The sequence below is a fragment of the Actinoplanes octamycinicus genome (assembly GCF_014205225.1).
Classification (GTDB): Bacteria; Actinomycetota; Actinomycetes; order Mycobacteriales; family Micromonosporaceae; genus Actinoplanes; species Actinoplanes octamycinicus.
Genome location: NZ_JACHNB010000001.1, coordinates 9,239,357 through 9,258,680 on the forward strand (window position 1 = coordinate 9,239,357; position 19,324 = coordinate 9,258,680).

A 19,324-nucleotide genomic window follows, 5' to 3' on the forward strand; every position below is an offset into this window, starting at 1 on the left:
AATGATCCTCGCGTTCGGGGTGACAATTGCTACTGCCGCTCACCGGTATCCATTTGTCAGGGTGATGGGAACCGACGAGCGGGAGGGTGCCGGTCGCATGGAGGCGCCGACGGCGATCAAACGACGTCTGAACGAACTGGGCCTGCGGACCCGCCTCCGGGCCAGGCCACGAGCGCAGGGCCGGGTGCTGGCGCCGGCCGGGCTGTTCCGCCGCCTGCCGAGCGCGCCCGGCCTGTTCTTCCCCTTCTACCACGACGTGCTCCCGGAGTACGCCGGCGACCTGCGCCGGCACCTGCTCCGGATGCGCCGGATCGGCACCATGGTGACCTGGGACGAGGCCCTCGCGGTGCTGGCCGGCGACCGGCCGCTGACCGGCCCGACGTTCTGCCTCAACTTCGACGACGGCCACCTGAGCTGGCGCGACGTGGTGGTGCCGATGCTGCTGGAACTGGAGCTGCCGGCCACCTTCTTCCTCACCTCCGGGCTGGTCGGCCGGCCCGGCAACCTGAGCTGGGACGACGTCCGGGACATCCAGCGGGCCGGGTTCCGGTTCGGCTCGCACACGGTGACCCACCACCGGCTGGCCGATCAGGACGACACGGAGATCTGGCACGAGATCGTCGACTCGAAGAAGGAGATCGAGGACCAGCTCGGGTGCGCGGTGCGGGACTTCGCCGCGCCGTACGGCTACCCCCGGGTCGACTTCACCGAGCGCGAGGTGCGGGTGGCCGAGCAGGCCGGGTACCGCAGCTTCGCGTCCACCCGGCGCCCGGCCATGCACGCCGGCGACTCACCGATGCGGATCCACCGGCAGGGGCTGCACCCGGCCTGGCCGCTGATGGCCGTGCGGACCCGGGTCCATGACTGAGCCGCGGATCTACCTGAGTCCGCCGGACGTCACCGACGTCGAGCGGAAACTGCTGCTGGAGGCGTTCGACTCGAACTGGGTCGCCCCGGTCGGCCCGGACCTGGACGCCTTCGAGGCCCGGTGCGCCGAGCTGGTCGGCGTCCGGCACGCGGTGGCGCTGAGCAGCGGCACCGCGGCCCTGCACCTGGCCCTGATCGCGGCCGGGGTGCGGCGCGGCGACACCGTGCTGGTCCCGTCGTTCACCTTCGCCGCCACCGCGAACGCGGTGATGTACCTGGGCGCCCGCCCGGTCTTCCTGGACAGCACCCCGGAGAGCTGGAACGTCGACCCGCAGATCCTCGCCGACGAGCTGCGCGGCCGGGCGGTCCGCGGCCAGCTGCCGCGCGCCGTGATCACCGTCGACATGTACGGCCAGTGCGCCGACTACCGCCCGATCCTGGAGGCCTGCGACCGGTACGGCGTCCCGCTGATCGAGGACGCCGCCGAGGCCCTCGGCGCCACCTACCGGGACCGCCCGGCCGGCTCGTTCGGGCTGGCCGGGGTGCTCTCCTTCAACGGCAACAAGATCGTCACCACCGGCGGGGGCGGGGTGCTGGTCACCGACGACGGCTCGGTCGCGAGCCAGGTCCGGCACCTGTCCACCCAGGCCCGCGAGCCGGTGGCGCACTACGAGCACCGCACGGTCGGCTACAACTACCGGCTGAGCAACCTGCTCGCCGCGGTCGGCCGGGGCCAGCTGCAGCGGCTGCCGTCGATGATCGAGGCGCGCCGGGTCACCTTCGAGCACTACCGCGCGGCGCTCGGCGACCTGCCCGGGGTCAGCTTCCTGCCGGTGGCCGGGTACGGCGTACCGAACTGGTGGCTGACCTGCCTGCTGGTCGGCTCGCCGGCGACCCGGGACCGGATCCTGGCCGGGCTGGCCCGGGAGGACATCGAGGCCCGGCCGACCTGGAAGCCGATGCACCTGCAGCCGGCGTACCGGGACTGCGTGATGCGCGGCGGCGCGGTCAGCGCCGACCTGTTCCACCGCGGGCTCTGCCTGCCCAGCGGTTCCGCCCTCACCGGGCACGACCGGGATCGCGTCGTGGCCGCCGTTCGCTCGGTCGCCGCCGAGCAGGAAGGGTGAAGGCGGATGCGCGTCGTCTACATCCACCAGTACTACTGCAACCCGGGGATGGCCGGGGGCATCCGCTCCTACGAGCAGGCCAAGCGGCTGGTCGCCCGCGGGCACACGGTCGACGTGATCACCACCGACATCACGCCGGGTGACCGGGAGCTGGGCTGGAAGGTCACCCACGAGGACGGGATCACCGTCCACTGGTTCCGGATCCCCTACGACAACCACATGTCGTACGCCCGCCGGCTGCGCGCGTTCGCCGAGTTCATGGTGCTCGCCACCACACGCGCCGCCCGTCTGAGCGCGGATCTGGTCTTCGCCACCAGCACCCCGCTCACCGTCGCGGTACCCGGTGTACTCGCCGCTCGGCTGCGCCGGGTGCCGTTCGTCTTCGAGGTCCGCGACCTGTGGCCGGAGGTACCGATCGAGATGGGCGCGCTGCGCAACCCGGTCACCCGGGGGCTGGCCGGCGCGCTGGCGAGCTTCGCCTACCGCAACGCCTCCGAGGTGGTGGCGCTCTCCCCCGGGATGGCCGACGGGGTCGTCCGGCGCCGGCCCGGCACCCCGGTCACCGTGGTGCCGAACGCCGCCGACCTGGACCTCTTCCACGTCGACCCGGCTCAGGTCAAGCGTTTCCGCGGCGAGCACCGCTGGCTCGGCGACCGGCCGCTGATCGTCTACACCGGCGCGCTGGGCGCGGTGAACGGGGTGGAATACCTGATCCGGGCGGCCCGGCGGATGCGCGAGCAGGACCCGGAGATCCAGGTGCTGATCGTCGGGCACGGCAAGGAGTGGGAGAGCACCGGCCGGCTCGCCGCCGAGCACGGCCTGCTCGACCGGACCGTGCGGATGTGGGAGAAGGTGCCGAAAGCCGAGCTGCCGGTGATCCTCGGCGCGGCGACCATGTCGACCAGCATGGTCCGCCCGATCCGCGGGCTCTGGGACAACTCGGCCAACAAGTTCTTCGACGCGCTCGCCGCCTCCCGGCCGATCGCCATCAACTACGGCGGCTGGCAGGCCGACCTGCTCGCCGAGACCGGCGCCGGGCTGGTCCTCGACCCGTACGACGCGGACGCCGCCGGGGAGCTGATGGCGGCCCGGGTCCGGGACGAGGACTGGCTGGTCAAGGCCCGGGCCGCGGCCCACCGGCTGGCCGTCGACGAGTTCTCCCGGGACCTGCTCTTCGACCGCTTCGAGGCGGTGCTGACGCGAGCGGCGACGAGCGGCCGGGGCCGGGCCGCCGACCGCCGAGACGTGCTGTCCCAGCAGTCCTGATACCGGGGGGATCTGACAAGTGGAACTGCGTGCGTACCTGAGGGCCTGCCGCCGCCGATGGCTCTGGCTGCTGATCCCGGTGCTGGTGGCGACCGCGATCAGCGCCGGCCTGACGCTCACCGCGAAACCCGCCTACAAGTCGTCGATGCTGCTGTTCGTCTCGGCCGGCACCGGGGATCCGGACGCCAACTCGCGCCGGCTCAACTCCTACATCGCCCTGCTCACCGGCCCCCGGGTGGCCGAGGGCGTGGTCGCCGAGCTCGGCCCGCAGATCACCGCCGCGCAGGTCCGCAAGAGCCTGTCCGCCCAGGTCAGTGAGGGCACCGACCTGCTCCAGATCGCCGCCACCGACCCGAGCGCGGCGCGCAGCCGGGAGATCGTCACCACCGCCGCCGACGTGCTGGTCGTGGTGGCCAAGGGGATCGCCGCGCCGAACCCGGACGGCGGCCCGCCGCCGACCCTGTCGATCCTGCAGGACGCCGAGACCACCCGGCAGCCGAACGGGCTGGCCCGCAACGCCGGCTTCGCCGCGGTGCTCGGCCTGCTGATCGGCGCGATCGCGGTGGCGGTCCGGGAGATCGTCGGCAAGACCGTGGCCGAGGAGGAGGACCTGCGCCGGCTCGGCCTGGACACGGTCGGCGTGATCGCGCTGGACGGCCGGGGCCGGGACGACCACCCGGACCAGTCGCTGGCCGAGGCGTTCCGGCGGCTGCGCAGCCTGCTGCCCGGCGTCACCGACGGCCGGCGGGGCAACCCGCGCGGCCGGTCGCTGCTGCTGGCCGGCCCCAGCCGCAAGGAGGGGACCACCGCGGTGACCTGCGGGCTGGCCATCGCGATGGCCGAGACCGGCGCCCGGGTGGTGCTGGTCGACGCCAACCTGCGCACCCCGGGGGTGGGCCGGTACCTCTCGCTGGACCCGGCGCCCGGGCTGGCCGAGGTGCTCTCCGGCGCGGCCCGGGTCCCGGACGTGCTCCGCGAGTCGCTGAACGGGCGGCTCACCGTGCTGCCGGCCGGTGAGCAGGTCCCGGACCCGGGCGGGCTGCTCGCCTCGCCCCGGCTGCCGGCCACCGTCCGCACCCTCACCGAGCGGTTCGACGTGGTGCTGGTCGACGCGCCGCCGCTGAACGGGCCGGCCGACGCCGCGGTGCTCGGCAAGGTGACCGACAGCGCGCTGCTGGTGGTGCGGGCCAACCGGACCCGGACGGCGGACGTCGAGAAGTCGATCGAGCTGCTCGAACGGATCGGCGCCAAGCTGGCCGGCGCGGTCCTCAACGCCCTGCCCCGCAAGCTGCCCACCGGCCAGGCCTGGGCCGGCGCCGCCCAGGTGCCGGCGTCCGACCTGCTCATCCCGCTGGACGAGCCGGCCGAGGAGAGCGCGCCGGCCAGCGGCATCCCGGCGCCGCGGCCACCGGCCGGCGTGGTCCGCGGCCGGGCCCGGGTGGTGAAGGCGGCGCTGGACGGCGCCCCGGAGGAGGTGGCCCGGGGCAAGGCGCAGGTGATAGAGCCCGCCGAGGAGCCGGATCCGGAGCCAGCGAAGCGGCCTGACGGTGAGTGAGCTGCGGGTCGGCCAGCAGGCCACGGCGGGGCCGGCGCCCCGCCGGGCGCACCGGCTCGGGTGGCTGCTCGGCCAGCTCCGGGAGCCGTACGTCCAACTGATCGCCTCGCAGATGCTCACCGGCGCGGTGGCGTTCGCGGCGAACATCCTGATGGTCCGCTCGCTCACCCCCACCCACCGCGGTGAGGTCGCGCTGCTGCTGCAGGTCACCTACCTGGCCACCCAGGTGCTGCTGCTCGGCACCGAACGCAGTTTCGTGGCCACCTACCACAACGTGGCGCCGGCGCCCGCGGTCAAGGCGTACGCGAAACTGCTCTTGATCCCCTGCGCGGTCGGCCTGGCCGGAGCCGTGCTCTACACCGCGGTCGCGCCGCACTCGCACAACCCCGGCCCGGTGCTGGTGGCGATGCTCGCCTGGTACACCGTGGTGGAGGCGTCCTCGCTGGCCACCCGCTCGATCGCGATCGCGGTGGGCCGGGTGCGCGATTTCATGATGTGCCGGGTGATCGAGTCGGCGCTGCTGCTGGTGATGCTGGCCGGCCTGTACGCCACGCACGCCTCGCATCCGGAGGTCTGGTTCCTCGCCTACCTGGTGGCCGGCGCCGTGCCGACCATCGTCTACCTGGTCGTCTGGCTGCGGCTGCCGCCGGACCCGGCCGCCGTCCCGGTCCGCCACGAGCAGGCCCGGATGGTCCGCCGGGAGGGCCTGTCGCTGTTCCCGGCGGCCATCTCGAACATGGCGATGCTGCGGGTGGACCGGCTGGTCATCCCGGCGCTGGCGTCCACCGCCGCGCTCGGCCTCTACACCAGCGTGGCCACCATGACCGAGCTGCTGGCCTGGCCGCTGCGCGCCTACGCCGACTCCCGGCTGGGCCGGTGGCGGGCCGCGCACCAGGACGGCACCCTGCGGGCCGCCCCGATCGTGCTGGCCGCCGCGGTCTACACGCTGGTCGCGGTCCCGCTGGTGGCCGGCACGCTGTACCTGCTGATCGTCCCGGTCTTCGGCCACCAGTACGCCCCGGCCAAGGTGGTGGTGCTGCCGCTGGTGATCGCCGCCGGCCTGTACGCGCTCTCCCGGATCAGCCTCGGCCTGCTGATCGCCCGCGGGCACGGCACGCTGGTGTCGGCCGCCGAGATCACCGGGTTCGCCGTCAGTTTCGCGGTCTACCTGCTGCTCATCCCCCGGCTGGGCATCCTCGGCGCGGCCTACGGCTCGCTCGCCGGGTACGGTGCCTGCCTGCTCTTCGCGCTGGTGGCGAGCCGCCTGGTGAAGGACCGGAGCCATGTCTGACCCGCGGGTGTTCCTGGCGCCCGGCCTGCTGCTCGTGCTGATCGCGGTCGGCGGCCGGTTCACCCTGGACCGGGCCGGGTTCACCGGGCTGGGCTGGGTCGACCTGCGGGTGGTCGGCCTGATCGTCGCGCTGGTCCTGCTGGTCGTGGACCTGAGCCGCCGGGCGCGAGCGACCACGAGCCGGGACGAGACCTGGCTGGTGGTCACCCTGCTCTTCTTCCTCTTCCAGATCGCCTCGGCGCTCTGGGCGCCGCCGGCCGCGCGGATCGGCGCGCAGGTGCTGGACCTGGTCCTGCTCGCCGCGCTGACGCTGGCCTTCTACTACTGGACGCTGGGCGACCCGGACCGGGCCGTCCGGTTCACCTTCCAGCTGTTCTACCTCACCGCGATCGTCTTCGCGCTGGCCGCCATCTTCATCAACGGGCCCGGCGAGCAGGGCCGCTACTCCGCGTTCGGCGGCGGGCCGAACGTCTTCGTCCGGATCCAGCTGCTCGGCGTGATCAGTGCGATCGCCCTGGCCCTGCTGCACCGCCGGCTGCTGCCGCTGCTGGCCACGCCGCTGCTGGTGCTGGCCGCGCTGCTGTCCGGGTCGCGGGGCGCGCTGATGGCCGGCGGCGTGGTGGGCGGTTACGCGCTGTGGAAGATCCGCGGCCGGCTCAAGCCCGGCCCGGTGATCGCGGCCGGCGGGTTCCTGGTGGTGGCCGCGGTGGTCATCTGGTTCACCGCGCCGCCCGCGTTCACCTCGCTGTTCCAGGAGCGGTTCGTCGAGCAGACGGTCCAGGAGCAGTACCTGTCCAACCGCACCGACATCTGGGCGGCCGCGCTGAACCTGGGCTGGGAGCACCCGGTCGGCGGCGCCGGGCTGGACGGCTTCTACGGGCTGATCGGCATCAACCAGATGATCGAGTACCCGCACAACTACGTGCTCGCCGTGGTGGCGGAGGGCGGCGTGATCGGCATCAGCCTGCTCACCGGCGCGGTCATACTGTGGGCCAGGACCGTACGCGGTGGCGGCGCCCGTCCGCAGGTGACCGGGCTCGCCGTGTCGGCGGCCGTGTTCGTGGCGCTGAGCAGCCTGTTCTCCGGTGACTACTACGACGCCCGGCTCGCTTGGATCTTCGCCGCGATGGCCGCCGCGGCCGCGGTCGCGCAGGCCCGGACGGCGCCCGCCGCCGCGTCTGCCGGTGAGCGAGAGGCAGTACCACGATGACTTCTGCGAAGAGATACGGACGGCGGGCGGTGCTGCTGCTCGGCGTCGGCTCGGTGGTGGCGGTGACCGCGGCGAACAGCGCGGCCCGGCCCTGCAACGCGGAGCCCCTGCCGCCCCCGGAGCAGCCGGTGGCCGTACCCGAGGCGACGGTGAAGGTGAACCTGAAGCCGGTCAGTTACTGGCAGGGCGTGTTCGAACGCAGCTGGGACTACCAGGCCCGGACCGCGCAGCCGATGAGCCGGTCCCGGGACAGCCAGGACCACTACGACCTGTCGTACACGCTGGACGCGAACGTGGCGATGTTCCGGGCCACCGGCGCGCTGCGCTACCTGGACCGGTCGCTGGCCTACGTCGACAACGTGGCCGCCTCGGCGGCGCCGTCCACCTCGCTGCCCGGCAGCAGCTTCCGGGACCGGTACCGCGGCTGGCCGTCGAGCAAGTCCGGTGAGGGCGGTGACGAGGTGCCGCTCTACGAGAGCTACTTCTGGCGGTACGCCACCCAGCTGCTGGTCGCCATGCGACAGAGCGCCGCGGTGTACGGCAACGCCGGCTACCGCGCCGTCTACGAGCGACTGCACACCTTCGCCGAGGTGGACGTCTTCGAGAAGTGGTACTCACGGGGCGCCGGCGAGACCATCTTCCGGGACCGCACCCACATGGCCGCGCACTGGGCGCTGATCGCGCTGAACCTCGGGCGGCTGGCCACCGACCCGGACCGCCGGGCCCGGTACAAGCAGGTGCACGACACGATCAGCGCGCAGCTGCGCAACCAGATGACCCGCAACCCGGCGGAGCCGACCGCGTACTTCTGGAGCGACGTGTGGGGCTCCACCCGCCGGCCCGGGCAGGACGTCGGGCACGGCAACGGGGTGATGGCCTACGTCGTCGAGGCGCACGACCACAGGCAGGGCTGGTCGACCGCCGACATGGCGGCCTTCGGCGCCCTGCTCGGCAAGGTGATCTGGCCGCGCGGCACCACCTATCGGGAGTTCGTCGACGGGTCCGGCTCGGACAACGGCTGGATCGCCGACGGCTTCGTCAAGCTCGGCCGCTACGACGCGAACCTGCAGCACCGCCTGGACTCCTACCAGGTGGTGAACGACCAGTTCGCCGGGAACATGGCGCTCAACGCAAAGATCCTGCGCGGGTGAGGAGACATCTATGACGGCATCGCTGCTGGACCCCGCGGCCCGGGAGTGGAAGGAGACGCTGCAGCACGTCGCCCACGACATGTACCACGTGCCGGCCTACGTCGTCCTGGACGCCCGGCTGTACGGCGGCGCGCCGGCCGCGTTCCACTTCGAGCAGGGCGCGCGGCGGCTGCTGATTCCGCTGATCGTCCGGGAGATACCCGGCTCGGAGCTGCGGGACGCGCTGTCGCCGTACGGATATCCGGGTCCGGTCAGCGATGCCGCGCCGCACGAGGCGGCCTTCTGGCGGGCGGCCTGCGCCGCCCTGGTCGAGACGCTGCGGGCGGCCCGGATCATCTCGATGTTCGTCCGGATGCACCCGTTGCTGAACCCGCCGTCGCCGGTGCTCGGCGAGGCCGGCGCGCTGGTCCGGCACGGCGAGACGGTGTCGATGGACCTGACCGTCAGCGCCGAGGAGATGTGGAGCCAGACCCGCGGCGACCACCGCAACCACATCAACCGGGCGCGGCGCGCCGGCACCCGGGTCGTCTTCGACGACTGGGGCCGGCTCGCCGAGTGGGTCGAGGTCTATCACGACAACATGCGGCGGGTGGGCGCGGCCGACTACTACTTCTTCACGTACGACCACCTGGCCGCCCTGCACGACGCGGTCGGTGACCACATGCACCTCGCGGTCGCGCTGGAGGGCGACGAGGTGGTGGGCGGCAACACCTTCTTCGAGTACGACGGGATCGCCACCGGCTACGTCTCGTCCACCCGGCGGGCCCGCGGCCGGTACGCCGACGAGTTGCTCTACGACTCGGTCCGGCGGTGGTGCAAGGAGCGCGGCGCCCGGGTCTTCCACCTGGGCGGCGGCAAGGGCGGCGCGAACGACTCGCTCTTCTCCTACAAGGCCGGGTTCTCGCCGAGCCGGCACCCGTTCCACACCTGGCGCGTGGTGACCGACCCGGGGGCGTACCGGGATCTGGTCCTGCAACGGCGGCCCGGAGCCGATCCGGCGGACCTGTCCTCCACCTTCCCGTCCTACCGCTAGGAGCGCGCCATGCGGATCACCTGCGTCGGCGGCGGACCCGCCGGACTGTACTTCGCGGTGCTGGCGAAACTGGCCGACCCGAGCCGCGAGATCACCGTGCTGGAGCGCAACCCGGCCGGGGTCACCTACGGCTGGGGCGTGGTCTTCTGGGACGACCTGCTCGACGACCTGTTCCGGTACGACCCGGTCAGCGCCCGCCGGATCTGGGACGCCGCCTGCAAGTGGGACGAGTACGAGGTCCGGGTCACCGGCAAACCCGACTCCCACCTGGGCGGATACGGCTACAGCATGGGCCGGCACAAGCTCCTGGAGATCCTCGGCGAGCGCGCCCGCGAGCTGGGCGTCGAGGTGCGCTACTCCGACGAGCTGACCGACCCGGCCGCGCTGCCGCCGGCCGACCTGGTGGTGGCCTGCGACGGCGCCGGCAGCCGGATCCGCGACGAGCACGCGGGCCACTTCGGGGCGACCGTGGAGACCGGCCGCAACAAGTACATCTGGCTGGGCACCCCGCACGTGTTCCGCACCTTCCGGTTCGGATTCGAGCGGACCGAGGCCGGCTGGATCTGGTTCCACGCCTACCCGTTCAGCGACACGGCCAGCACGTTCATCGTGGAGTGCACCCCGGAGACGTGGACCGGGCTGGGCCTGGACGAGCTGGACTCGAAGGCCGGCAACGCCCGGCTGGAGGAGATCTTCGCGAAGCACCTGGACGGTCACCCGCTCGACGACGCCGGGCGCGGCTGGCTGAACTTCCGGCGGGTCACCGCGGAGCGCTGGGACCACGGGAACCTGGTGCTGATGGGCGACGCCGCGCACACCACGCACTTCGCCATCGGCTCCGGCACCAAGCTGGCGATGCAGGACGCGATGGCGCTGGCGGACGCCATCGTCGGTCTGGCCGAAGAACCGTTGCCCGCCGCGCTGGAACAGTACGAGCACCGGCGCAAGGCCGCGCTCGCCCCGCTGCAACGGGCCGCGCTGGCCAGCAGCGAGTGGTTCGAGCGGATGCCGGAGTACGCCGAGCTGCCGGCCACCCGGTTCTCGTACGCCCTGTCGAACCGCCGGGAGGACTTCCCGGCATGGCGGTACCTGCTGCACGTATCGACCCAGAGCACTGTTCCGCGGACCATGCTGCGCTGGACACTGAGTGCACGACGGTGGAACCGGGCCCGCCGCAGGCCGGTCACCGCGGCAGTCCCCTGACGGACGAGGACGAGGAGTACCGATGGCCGAAGGCGCGCTCCTGGAACCGGACGACACCGCGTGGGCCGAGGCGCTGGGCCGCACCCGGCACGACGTCTACCACCTGCCCGCCTACGCGCGGCTGGACGCTCAGCTGGCCGGCGGCACCGCGACCGCGTTCCGCTACGACGAGGCCGACCACGTCCTGCTGCTGCCGCTGATCCTGCGCCCGATCCCGGAGACCGGGCTGCACGACGCCGTGTCGCCGTACGGCTACCCCGGCCCGGTCAGCGACGTCTCGCCGGTCAACAGCGGGTTCTGGGCGCGGGCCGCCCGGGCCCTGGTCGCGCTGCTGAACACGCACGGGGTGGTGACCGCCTTCGTCCGGCTGCATCCGCTGCTGCCGGCCCCGGAGGTGTCGCTGCGGCAGGCGGGCACCCTGGTCAACCACGGCCAGACCGTCTCCATCGACCTCACCGGCAGCGCCGACCAACTCTGGCAGGACACCCACCGCACGCATCGCAAGCAGATCAACCGGGCGAAGCGCGCCGAGGTGGAGATCGTCTTCGACGAGTGGGACACCTTCGACACCTGGATCGACACGTACCACGCGACCATGCAGCGGGTCGGCGCCCGGGACTTCTACTTCTTCGGTCACGAGCACCTGCACCGGCTGCGCCGCGCGCTCGGCGGCCACCTGCACCTGGCCACCGCGGTCCGGCGGGGCGAGGTGCTCGGCGGGAACCTGTTCTTCGAGTACGACCGGATGATGCACACCCACCTGCAGGCCACCCGGGACGGGGAGATCTTCTACGCCGACAAGCTGCTCTACCACGAGGTGCGGCTGTGGGGGCGGGAGCGCGGGAACCGGGTGGTGCACCTGGGCGGCGGGGTGGGCGGGGCGGGCGACTCGCTGTTCCGGTACAAGGCGGCGTTCGGCACCGGGCGGCAGGACTTCCACACCTGGCGGCTGATCACCGACCCGGCCGCCTACGCCCGGCTGGCCGGCGAGCCGACCGCGGAGTCACTGGAGGGGCGTTTCCCGCCGTACCGGTAAATGGATCGGCTGGGAGCGCCCGGACGACCAGAATGATCGGCATGCTGGCCGCCACCCGGGAACTGCTCGACACGCTCGATCCACTGCCGTACCACGTGCGGATGCGCCGCCTCGCCGCCTGGGCCCGCACCGCCGCGGACCGGGCCGAGGTCTGCGCCGACCTGCGCGCCGGCGACGGATACCAGCGGCATCTGGCCCTGGTCGCCGCGCTGGTCGCGCGGGACGCCGCGGCCATCGACGCGGCCCGCCAGGATCCGCTGCCCGGCCTGCGGTCGGTCGCCATCCAGGCCGCGTTGCGCGCCGGCCGCCTCGGGCCGCGGGTCGCCGAGCTGTCCGCTGCCGATCGCCGCCGCGTCTACCGTACGCTGCGCGCCCGCCCCCATCCGTCGACAGCGGACGCCCTGATCCACGACATCCGCGCCTGCTTCGGCGACGCCGAGGCAGCTGCCCTCCTCCCCGGCTGCAGCGCTGCCACGGTCCGCGAGCTGCTCCCCGACCTGGCCCACGCGACCCGGCTGGCCGCCGTGGTCCGCCGGCACCCCGCGGTGCTCGCCGAGTACGCCGCCGCGACCCTGGCCGCCGCCCCGCCGGAGGATCTGAGCCGGGAGTGGGCCCGGCTGGCCGGGGCGATCCTCACCCTGCCGCCCGGGACCGCCCTCGACCTGCTCGACCGGTACGCGCCGGACAACGCGCTGCCCGGCGACCTGCAGCGGTACGGGCCGCTCGCCGGGCACGACCCGCGCCGGCTGCTGCGGCTGCTGACCGCGCCCGGCCGGGCCGGCTGGCTGCGCCGGACCCGGCTGCCCCCGGTGGTGCTGCGCCGGCTCGCCACCCTGCCGGACGACGAGCTGGCGCCGCTGGCCCGGGGCGTGACCGGGCTGGCCCCGCTGCTCCGGGCGCTACCGCCGGCCCGGCGCGGCACGATCTACGACGCCGGGCTGGCCGAGCAGGACACCAGCCGGTTCGTGCCGGACTGGGCGGTGCTCGACCTGCTGCCGGCCGCGATCCGGGTCCGGGAGGTGCGGCGGCTGCTCGCCCTCGACGAGGTCGCCCGGCAGGAGCAGCGGGTCCTCGACCTGAGCGGGTACCTGGACTGGCCGGAGGCGGCCGCGGCGCAGCAGACCGCGGTCCGGTCCGGGGACGCGGGTGAGCGGGCGCAGGCGTACGCCCGGCTGGTCGCGGCGGCCGGCCGGTCCCGGGACACCGCGGTGGTGGCCGAGGTGGTCACCCGGCTGACCCGGCTGCGCAACGAGCAGGACCCGGTCCGCTCGGTGGCGCTCACCGCCCTGGCCGGGGTGGCCCGGCTGCTCACCGCCGGCTGCGCCGCCGCGCTGACCACGATCACCACCGACGCGGTGGAGGCCCGGGACGCGTCCGCGGCGACCAGTTCCGCGCTGAGCCGGCTGGCCACCGAGACCCTGCAGCGCCACGTCGACGTGCCCGAGCTGCGCGAGTGGGCGCTGCTCACCATCGACCTGGTCAGCACCGCGTCGAAGGTGCCCACGCTGCGCCGCTTCGACCAGGTGCTGCGCCGCGGCCAGGAGACCATGGTGGTCGACCGGCTCCGCCCCTGGGTGCGCGCCAACCTGGACCGCGCCCGGTACGCCCCGCTCTTCGCGCTCACCGAGGCGCTCGGCAAGCGCGCCTGGCGGGTGCCGGAGCTGCAGGACATGCTGCGCGAGGCGGCCGGGCCGGGGACCAAGGCGTGGGTCGCGCGGGAGGCGATCGACCGGTGGCTGGAGGACCCGCGCGAGCGTGACCGGCGGGTGGCCGAGGTGCTCGCCGCCGACCCGTCCGCGGTGCTGCTCGACCCGGTGTGGCGGATCGTCGCCACCCGCCGGACCGACCTGGTCGACGAGGTGCTGGCCGGCCGGCCGGTCGGCCGGTTCGCCGACGCCCGGACCCGGGCGGTGCCCGGCTGGGTGCCGGACCCGCGGCGGTGGCTGCCCCGCCAGCTGGCCGCGCTGGTCGCGCTGCACGCCCCGATCATCGCCGACCCGCAGGCCCAGCTGTGGGAGCGGACCGGGTCGCTGCGGGCCGTCGCGCCGCTCGGCGAGACCGGGCGGGAGCTGGTGCTCCGCTACGTGGCCGCGCCGGAGGTGCACCTGGCCGAGACGGCCCTGGCCGCTCTGGTCTGGACCGAGCGGCCGGATCTGGCGCTCCCGGTGCTGCTCCCGCACGCCGGCGACGACCGGGCCCGGGTGGCGATGTACGCCGCCGCCCGCGCCGCCAAGCACCTCCCGCCGGCCGCCCTCACCGGCCCGTTCGCCGCTCTGCTCGACACCCCCGCCGCTCCGGCCGTTCCCGGCGGCGACCCCACGGGCGGTCCCGCCACCACGGCCGTTCCCAGCAGCGACGCCACGGCCGGTCCCGCCACCACGGCCGTTCCCAGCAGCGACGCCACGGCCGGTCCCGCCACCACGGCCGTTCCCAGCAGCGACGCCACGGCCGTTTCCGGCGGCGGGGCGGCGGTCGTTTCCGGCGGCGGCTCGGCGGCGGTCAAGGTGACCAGCCGGAAGGAGGCCGTGCGGATCCTGGCCCGCTACGGGCCACCGGCCTCGATGGACCGGCTGCTCGCCGCCTACACCGCGCCGGACCAGCACCGCGACGTACGTGCGGCGATCGTCGGCGCGGCCCGGCAGCGGCTCGACGCCGAGGCGAGCTGGGCCGTCCTGGAGCGGGCGATCCACGCGAGCCGGGAGGAACGCCGGGCCGTCCTGGACACGTATCCCCACTCGATCCCGGCCCGGCACCGCCCGCGCTACGCCGCGCTGATCGCCGCCGCGTGCCGGGCCGACGACCGGCAGATCCGCCAGGCCGCCTTCACCAAACTGCCGGACTGGGCGCGCTGGGCCGGCGACCTCACCGCACTCGTCGTCGACCGCCTCACCGACCTGGCCGAGCCGGTGACCAACATCCAGGTCGCCGCCCTGCTGCGGGCCACCGGTGGCGCCGCGCTGGACCCGGTGCTGCACCGCCTGGCGGCGCGGACCGAACCGCAACCCGAGCCGGGCGCCGACCTCCCGGCCCGCCGCCGGGTCGAGGTGCTGGCCCAGGGCGTGGCGACGCTCGGGCGGTCGCTGCCGCCGGCCGCCGATCGGAGTGCCCTGATCGCCGGGATGCACGCGCTGGCCGCCCGGCCCGGCTACCTCACGGTGGCCCTGTCCGCGCTGGTCAGTCTCGGTCACCTGGACAACCTGCTGGAGATCGCCGACCGGTGCGCGGGCCGACCGGTGATCGCCGCCCGGATCGCCGAACGGGTCGGCGCCCGGCTGCGCGAGGACCGCGACCCGCCGTCGCCCGCGGTCCTGCACGACCTGATCGAACGGCTGGCGTGGCGCGGCGACCTGGCCGCCGGGCTGTTCGCGGTCCAGCTGGTCCGGTTCGGCGCGGGCTACCGGTGGGCCGGCCGCTGGCGCGAGCTGCTGATGGCGCTGCGGTCACACCCCGACCCGGACGTCCGCGACGACGCCGTCACCGTCACGATGACCTGACCACTCACGCTCTCCGGCCGCCCCTCACGGGTGCCTCACGCCCCTCGAGACACCCGTGAGCGCCAGCCCACCCCCGCAACCAAACCGCCGACCGCAACCGCGTCATCGGCTGGCTCCCACGGGTGCCTCACGCCCCTCGAGACACCCGTGAGTGCCAGCCCACCCCCGCAACCAGACCGCCGACCGCAACCAGGCCATCGGCTGGCCCCCACAGGTGCCTCACCCACCCCGAAACACCCGTCAGCGCCAGCCCACCCCCGCAACCAGACCGCCGACCGCAACCAGGCCATCGGCTGGCCCCCACAGGTGCCTCACCCACCCCGAAACACCCGTCAGCGCCAGCCCACCCCCGCAACCAGACCGCCAACCGCAACCAGGCCATCGGCTGGCCCCCACAGGTGCCTCACCCACCCCGAAACACCCGTGAGCGCCAGCCCACCACCGCAACCAGACCGCCAACCGCGACCGGGCCATCGGCTGGCTCCCACGGGTGCCTCACGCACCCCGAGACACCCGTGGGGGCCAGCCCGCCGCCGGAACCGGACCGCGGACCGCGACCGGGTCACTCGGCTGGCTCCCACGGGTGTCTCACGCGGCTTGAGACACCCGTGGGGGCCAGCCGCGGCGGGACGGGCCGTGGGCGGCGGCGGGCCCGCATGACACGCGTGGCGGTCCGGGGTGGGCCGGGCCTCGCGGGCCGATCGGCACGGGACTCCGGTCGTACCGGAAAGCGGTTGATCTGAACCGGGAGCGGACCGCGGAGATCAACCTCAGGAGATCTGACCGTCTCCGTCAGTCTGGAGGAACTCGGTGTCCCGGGCGGGCGGGACACCGAGGATCAGCGCGGCCACGGCCTTGGCCGCGCGGGCCGGATGCGCGCGCGGCCGGGTCACGCCGTGCGCCAGCACCCCGTCGATGAGCACCAGCAACTGGGTGGCGCCGAGGTCCGGATCCGGGTGACCCAGATCGGTCAACTCGGCCGAGAAGAGGGCGTGCAGCCGCTCCTTGTAGCCGCGCACCTCGGCGTGCGCCGGATGCGCCGGGTCGGCGAGGGCCAGCTCGGCCGCGGTGAACCGGCAGCCGCGGAAGGTCTCCCGGCTGACCACCACGTCCAGCTCGTCGAAGACGGCCAGGATCCGCGCCCGCGGATCGGTGCCGGCCGCGTCCATCACCGCCCGGTAGCGCGCCTCGTTCGAATTCGCCCGCAGCATCTCGGTGACCAGCCCGTCCTTGCCGCCGAAGTGCTGGTAGAGCGAGCGCCGGGCCACCTCGGCGCGCTGCAGGATGGCGTCCACCCCGACGTGCACGCCCTGGTCATAGGTGAGATCACGGGCCGCCTCGAGGAGACGCTCGCGGGGACCGGGACGGGTGGTCGGCATGCCGTCATCCTGCCACGGGCTTGACCGTAGACCAACCGTTCTATCTAATCGTCGGCATGAGTAGACCGACTGTTCTATCTACGCGACCGCACCCGCTGCTGCTGCCCACCGTGCTGACCGGGGTCTTCATCACGATCCTGGACTTCTTCATCGTCAACGTGGCGATCCCGACCATCCGCGCGGACCTCGACGCCGGTCCGGCCGCCATCGAGTGGGTGGTCGCCGGGTACGGCCTGGCCTACGGCTCCGGCCTGGTCCTCGGCGGCCGGCTCGGCGACCTGCTCGGCCGGCGCCGGGTCTTCGCCCTCGGCCTGGCCCTGTTCACCGTCGCCTCGCTGGCCTGCGGCCTGGCCGGCACCGCGGGCCAACTGGTCGCCGCCCGGGTCGCCCAGGGCCTGGCCGCCGCGCTGCTCACCCCGCAGGTGCTCGCCGTCATCCGGACCGCCTACGACGGCCCGGAGCAGGCCAGAGCCATCAACCGGTACGCCCTGACGATGGGCCTGGCCGCCGTCTTCGGCCAGCTCGCCGGCGGCCTGCTGATCACCGCCGGGCTGGGTCTGGGCTGGCGCGCCTGCTTCCTGATCAACGTGCCGGTCGGGATCGCCGCGCTGCTGCTCACGCTCCGGGTGGTGCCGGAGAGCCGGGCGACCGGCAGCCGTCTCGACCCGGCCGGCGCCGCGCTGATCACGCTCGCCCTGGTCGCCGTGCTGCTCCCGCTGATCGAGGGCCGGGAGCAGGGCTGGCCGGCCTGGACCTGGCTGAGCTTCGCGGCCGCGGCGGCGCTCCTCGGGTGGTACGCCCGCCGCCCGCACCCGGCCCCGCTGATCGACCCGGCGCTGTTCCGCGACCGGGCGGTCACCATCGGCCTCTTCGCCCAGCTGGCCTTCACCATGACGATGGCCGGCTACTTCCTGGTCTTCGCGCTCTGGGCGCAGCAGGACCGCGGCCTCGGCCCGCTCGGCGCCGGCCTGCTGTTCGCCCCGATCGGGCTGGGCTATCTGGCCGCCTCCCAGCTGGCGCCGCGGTTCACCGCCCGGTACGGCCGGCAGACGATCGCGCTCGGCGGCCTGCTCCGGGCGGCCGGACTGACCGTGCTGCTGGCGCTGGTCGCGGCGGACGCGCCGGTCGCGGTGCTGGTCCCGGTGCTGGCCGCGGACGGGTTCGGGATGGGCCTGGCGCTCGCCCCGATCATGGGAACGGTGCTGGCCCGGGTGGCGGCCCGGCACGCCGGGGCGGCGGCCGGCGTGCTGACCACCACCCAGCAGGTCGGCGGCGCGCTCGGGGTCGGGATCATCGGGGTGATCTTCTTCGGAGAGGAAACCCGGGGCTTCGGCGCCGGACTGGTCTATCTCATCGTGGTGAGCCTGGCGCTGGCCGCGATCGTGCAGGCACTGCCCGCGGCCAGCGCGAGGTGAATCACCGGCGGACCATGCCGTGCGGGTCGATCACGTACTTGCGGGCCGCGCCCTGATCGAACTCCAGGTAACCCTGCGGGGCCTGGTCGAGCGGGATCGGGGTGGCGTTGACGTTCTTCGCGATCTGCACCCGGTCGTGCAGGATCGCCATCATCAGCCCGTGGTGGTACTTCATCACCGGGCACTGACCGGTGACGAACGAGTGCGATTTCGCCCAGCCCAGGCCGAGCCGCAGGGACAGGGACCCGACCTTGGCGGCGTCGTCGACCCCGCCCGGGTCGCCGGTCACGTAGAGGCCCGGCACGCCGATCGCGCCGCCGGCCCGGGTCAGGTCCATCAGCGAGTTCAGCACCGTGGCGGGCTTCTCCACCTGGGCGTCCTGGCCGTGGCCGCGGGCCTCGAACCCGACCGCGTCGACCGCGCAGTCGACCAGCGGCTGCCCGATCGCCGCCGCGGTCGGGCCGAGGATCTGCTGTACCTGGTCGGCCGGTTCGCCGCGGGACACGTTCACCGTCTCGCAGCCGAAGCTGCGGGCCTGGGCGAGCCGCTCCTCGTTCAGGTCGCCGACGATCACCACCGCCGCGCCGAGCAGGAACGCCGAGGTGGCCGCGGCCAGCCCGACCGGTCCGGCGCCGGCGATGTAGACGGTCGAGCCGGTGGTCACGCCGGCGCTCACGCAGCCGTGGTAGCCGGTCGGGAAGATGTCGGAGAGCATGGTGAGGTCGAGGATCTTCTCCAGCGCCTGGTCCCGGTCCGGGAAGCGGAGCAGGTTCCAGTCGGCGTAGGGGACCATCACGTACTCCGCCTGGCCGCCGACCCAGCCACCCATGTCGACGTATCCGTACGCCGAGCCGGGCCGGTCCGGGTTCACGTTCAGGCAGACGCCGGTCTTGCCCTCCTTGCAGTTGCGGCACCGGCCGCAGGCGATGTTGAACGGCACCGACACGATGTCGCCGACCTTGACGAACTCCACGTCCGAGCCGGTCTCGACCACCTCTCCGGTGATCTCGTGGCCGAGCACCAGGCCCTCCGGGGCGGTGGTGCGCCCGCGGACCATGTGCTGGTCGCTGCCGCAGATGTTGGTGGTGACCGTCTTCAGGATGACGCCGTGCGGGGTCCGCCGCCCGACGTTCATCTTGTTGACGCCGGGGCCGTCCTTCATCTCGTACCCCGGGTAGTCGATGTCCTGGACCGCAACGCGCCCGGGACCCTGGTAGACAACGGCTCTGTTGCCCATGATGGCCTCCATCGTCGGGTGGACTCGGTCCCGATGTTTCTCGCGCGGTAGCCGAAAATG

14 protein-coding genes are annotated in these 19,324 nt (G+C 73.6%); 12 read left to right on the forward strand and 2 right to left on the reverse strand.

Annotated elements, in window-relative coordinates; translation table 11 throughout:
* Positions 1-97 precede the first annotated feature (97 nt).
* Genes BJY16_RS41795 through BJY16_RS41845 form a run of 11 tightly spaced genes read left to right on the forward strand, consistent with a single transcriptional unit; the run spans position 98 to position 15,233 of the window.
* A complete protein-coding gene (locus BJY16_RS41795; protein WP_185045155.1) occupies positions 98-868 on the forward strand; it encodes a polysaccharide deacetylase family protein in 771 nt (256 codons plus the stop codon).
* A complete protein-coding gene (locus tag BJY16_RS41800; protein ID WP_185045157.1) occupies positions 861-1,994 on the forward strand; it encodes an aminotransferase class I/II-fold pyridoxal phosphate-dependent enzyme in 1,134 nt (377 codons plus the stop codon). The genes BJY16_RS41795 and BJY16_RS41800 overlap by 8 nt, the downstream gene beginning before the upstream one ends.
* Positions 1,995-2,000: 6 nt before the next feature.
* Complete coding sequence (locus BJY16_RS41805; protein ID WP_185045159.1) at positions 2,001-3,260, forward strand: glycosyltransferase family 4 protein; 1,260 nt, start codon at positions 2,001-2,003, stop codon at positions 3,258-3,260.
* Positions 3,261-3,279: 19 nt separating this feature from the next.
* Positions 3,280-4,815, forward strand: a complete 1,536-nt coding sequence (locus BJY16_RS41810) for a tyrosine-protein kinase domain-containing protein (protein WP_185045161.1) — start codon at positions 3,280-3,282, stop codon at positions 4,813-4,815.
* Positions 4,808-6,106 carry an MATE family efflux transporter gene (locus BJY16_RS41815; protein WP_239176656.1) on the forward strand — a complete coding sequence of 433 codons (1,299 nt, stop codon included), beginning with the start codon at positions 4,808-4,810 and terminating at the stop codon, positions 6,104-6,106. Before BJY16_RS41810 ends, BJY16_RS41815 begins: the two co-directional genes overlap by 8 nt.
* Positions 6,099-7,316, forward strand: coding sequence for an O-antigen ligase family protein (locus BJY16_RS41820; RefSeq protein ID WP_185045163.1), 1,218 nt, complete (start codon positions 6,099-6,101; stop codon positions 7,314-7,316). The genes BJY16_RS41815 and BJY16_RS41820 overlap by 8 nt, the downstream gene beginning before the upstream one ends.
* Positions 7,313-8,467, forward strand: coding sequence for a hypothetical protein (locus BJY16_RS41825; RefSeq protein WP_185045164.1), 1,155 nt, complete (start codon positions 7,313-7,315; stop codon positions 8,465-8,467). Before BJY16_RS41820 ends, BJY16_RS41825 begins: the two co-directional genes overlap by 4 nt.
* A 10-nt stretch (positions 8,468-8,477) precedes the next feature.
* Entirely contained in the window at positions 8,478-9,500 is a 1,023-nt protein-coding gene (locus BJY16_RS41830) for a GNAT family N-acetyltransferase (RefSeq protein WP_185045166.1), read from the forward strand.
* Positions 9,501-9,509: 9 nt separating this feature from the next.
* Positions 9,510-10,703 carry an FAD-dependent monooxygenase gene (locus BJY16_RS41835; protein ID WP_185045168.1) on the forward strand — a complete coding sequence of 398 codons (1,194 nt, stop codon included), beginning with the start codon at positions 9,510-9,512 and terminating at the stop codon, positions 10,701-10,703.
* Between the two features lie 22 nt (positions 10,704-10,725).
* Positions 10,726-11,739 carry a GNAT family N-acetyltransferase gene (locus BJY16_RS41840; protein WP_185045170.1) on the forward strand — a complete coding sequence of 338 codons (1,014 nt, stop codon included), beginning with the start codon at positions 10,726-10,728 and terminating at the stop codon, positions 11,737-11,739.
* A 41-nt stretch (positions 11,740-11,780) separates the two neighbouring features.
* Entirely contained in the window at positions 11,781-15,233 is a 3,453-nt protein-coding gene (locus BJY16_RS41845) for a hypothetical protein (protein WP_185045172.1), read from the forward strand.
* 770 nt (positions 15,234-16,003) lie between these two features.
* On the opposite strand, the gene BJY16_RS41850 is transcribed toward BJY16_RS41845, so the two are convergent.
* Entirely contained in the window at positions 16,004-16,612 is a 609-nt protein-coding gene (locus BJY16_RS41850; RefSeq protein ID WP_185045174.1) for a TetR/AcrR family transcriptional regulator, read from the reverse strand.
* A 56-nt stretch (positions 16,613-16,668) separates the two neighbouring features.
* On the opposite strand from BJY16_RS41850, the gene BJY16_RS41855 reads away from it, so the two are divergent.
* Positions 16,669-18,027 carry an MFS transporter gene (locus BJY16_RS41855; RefSeq protein ID WP_185045176.1) on the forward strand — a complete coding sequence of 453 codons (1,359 nt, stop codon included), beginning with the start codon at positions 16,669-16,671 and terminating at the stop codon, positions 18,025-18,027.
* 1 nt (position 18,028) lies between these two features.
* Here BJY16_RS41855 and fdhA read toward each other — a convergent pair whose 3' ends face one another.
* Positions 18,029-19,264 (reverse strand): formaldehyde dehydrogenase, glutathione-independent, encoded by a 1,236-nt coding sequence (fdhA, locus tag BJY16_RS41860; protein ID WP_239176657.1) that lies wholly within the window; start codon positions 19,262-19,264, stop codon positions 18,029-18,031.
* Positions 19,265-19,324 lie beyond the last annotated feature (60 nt).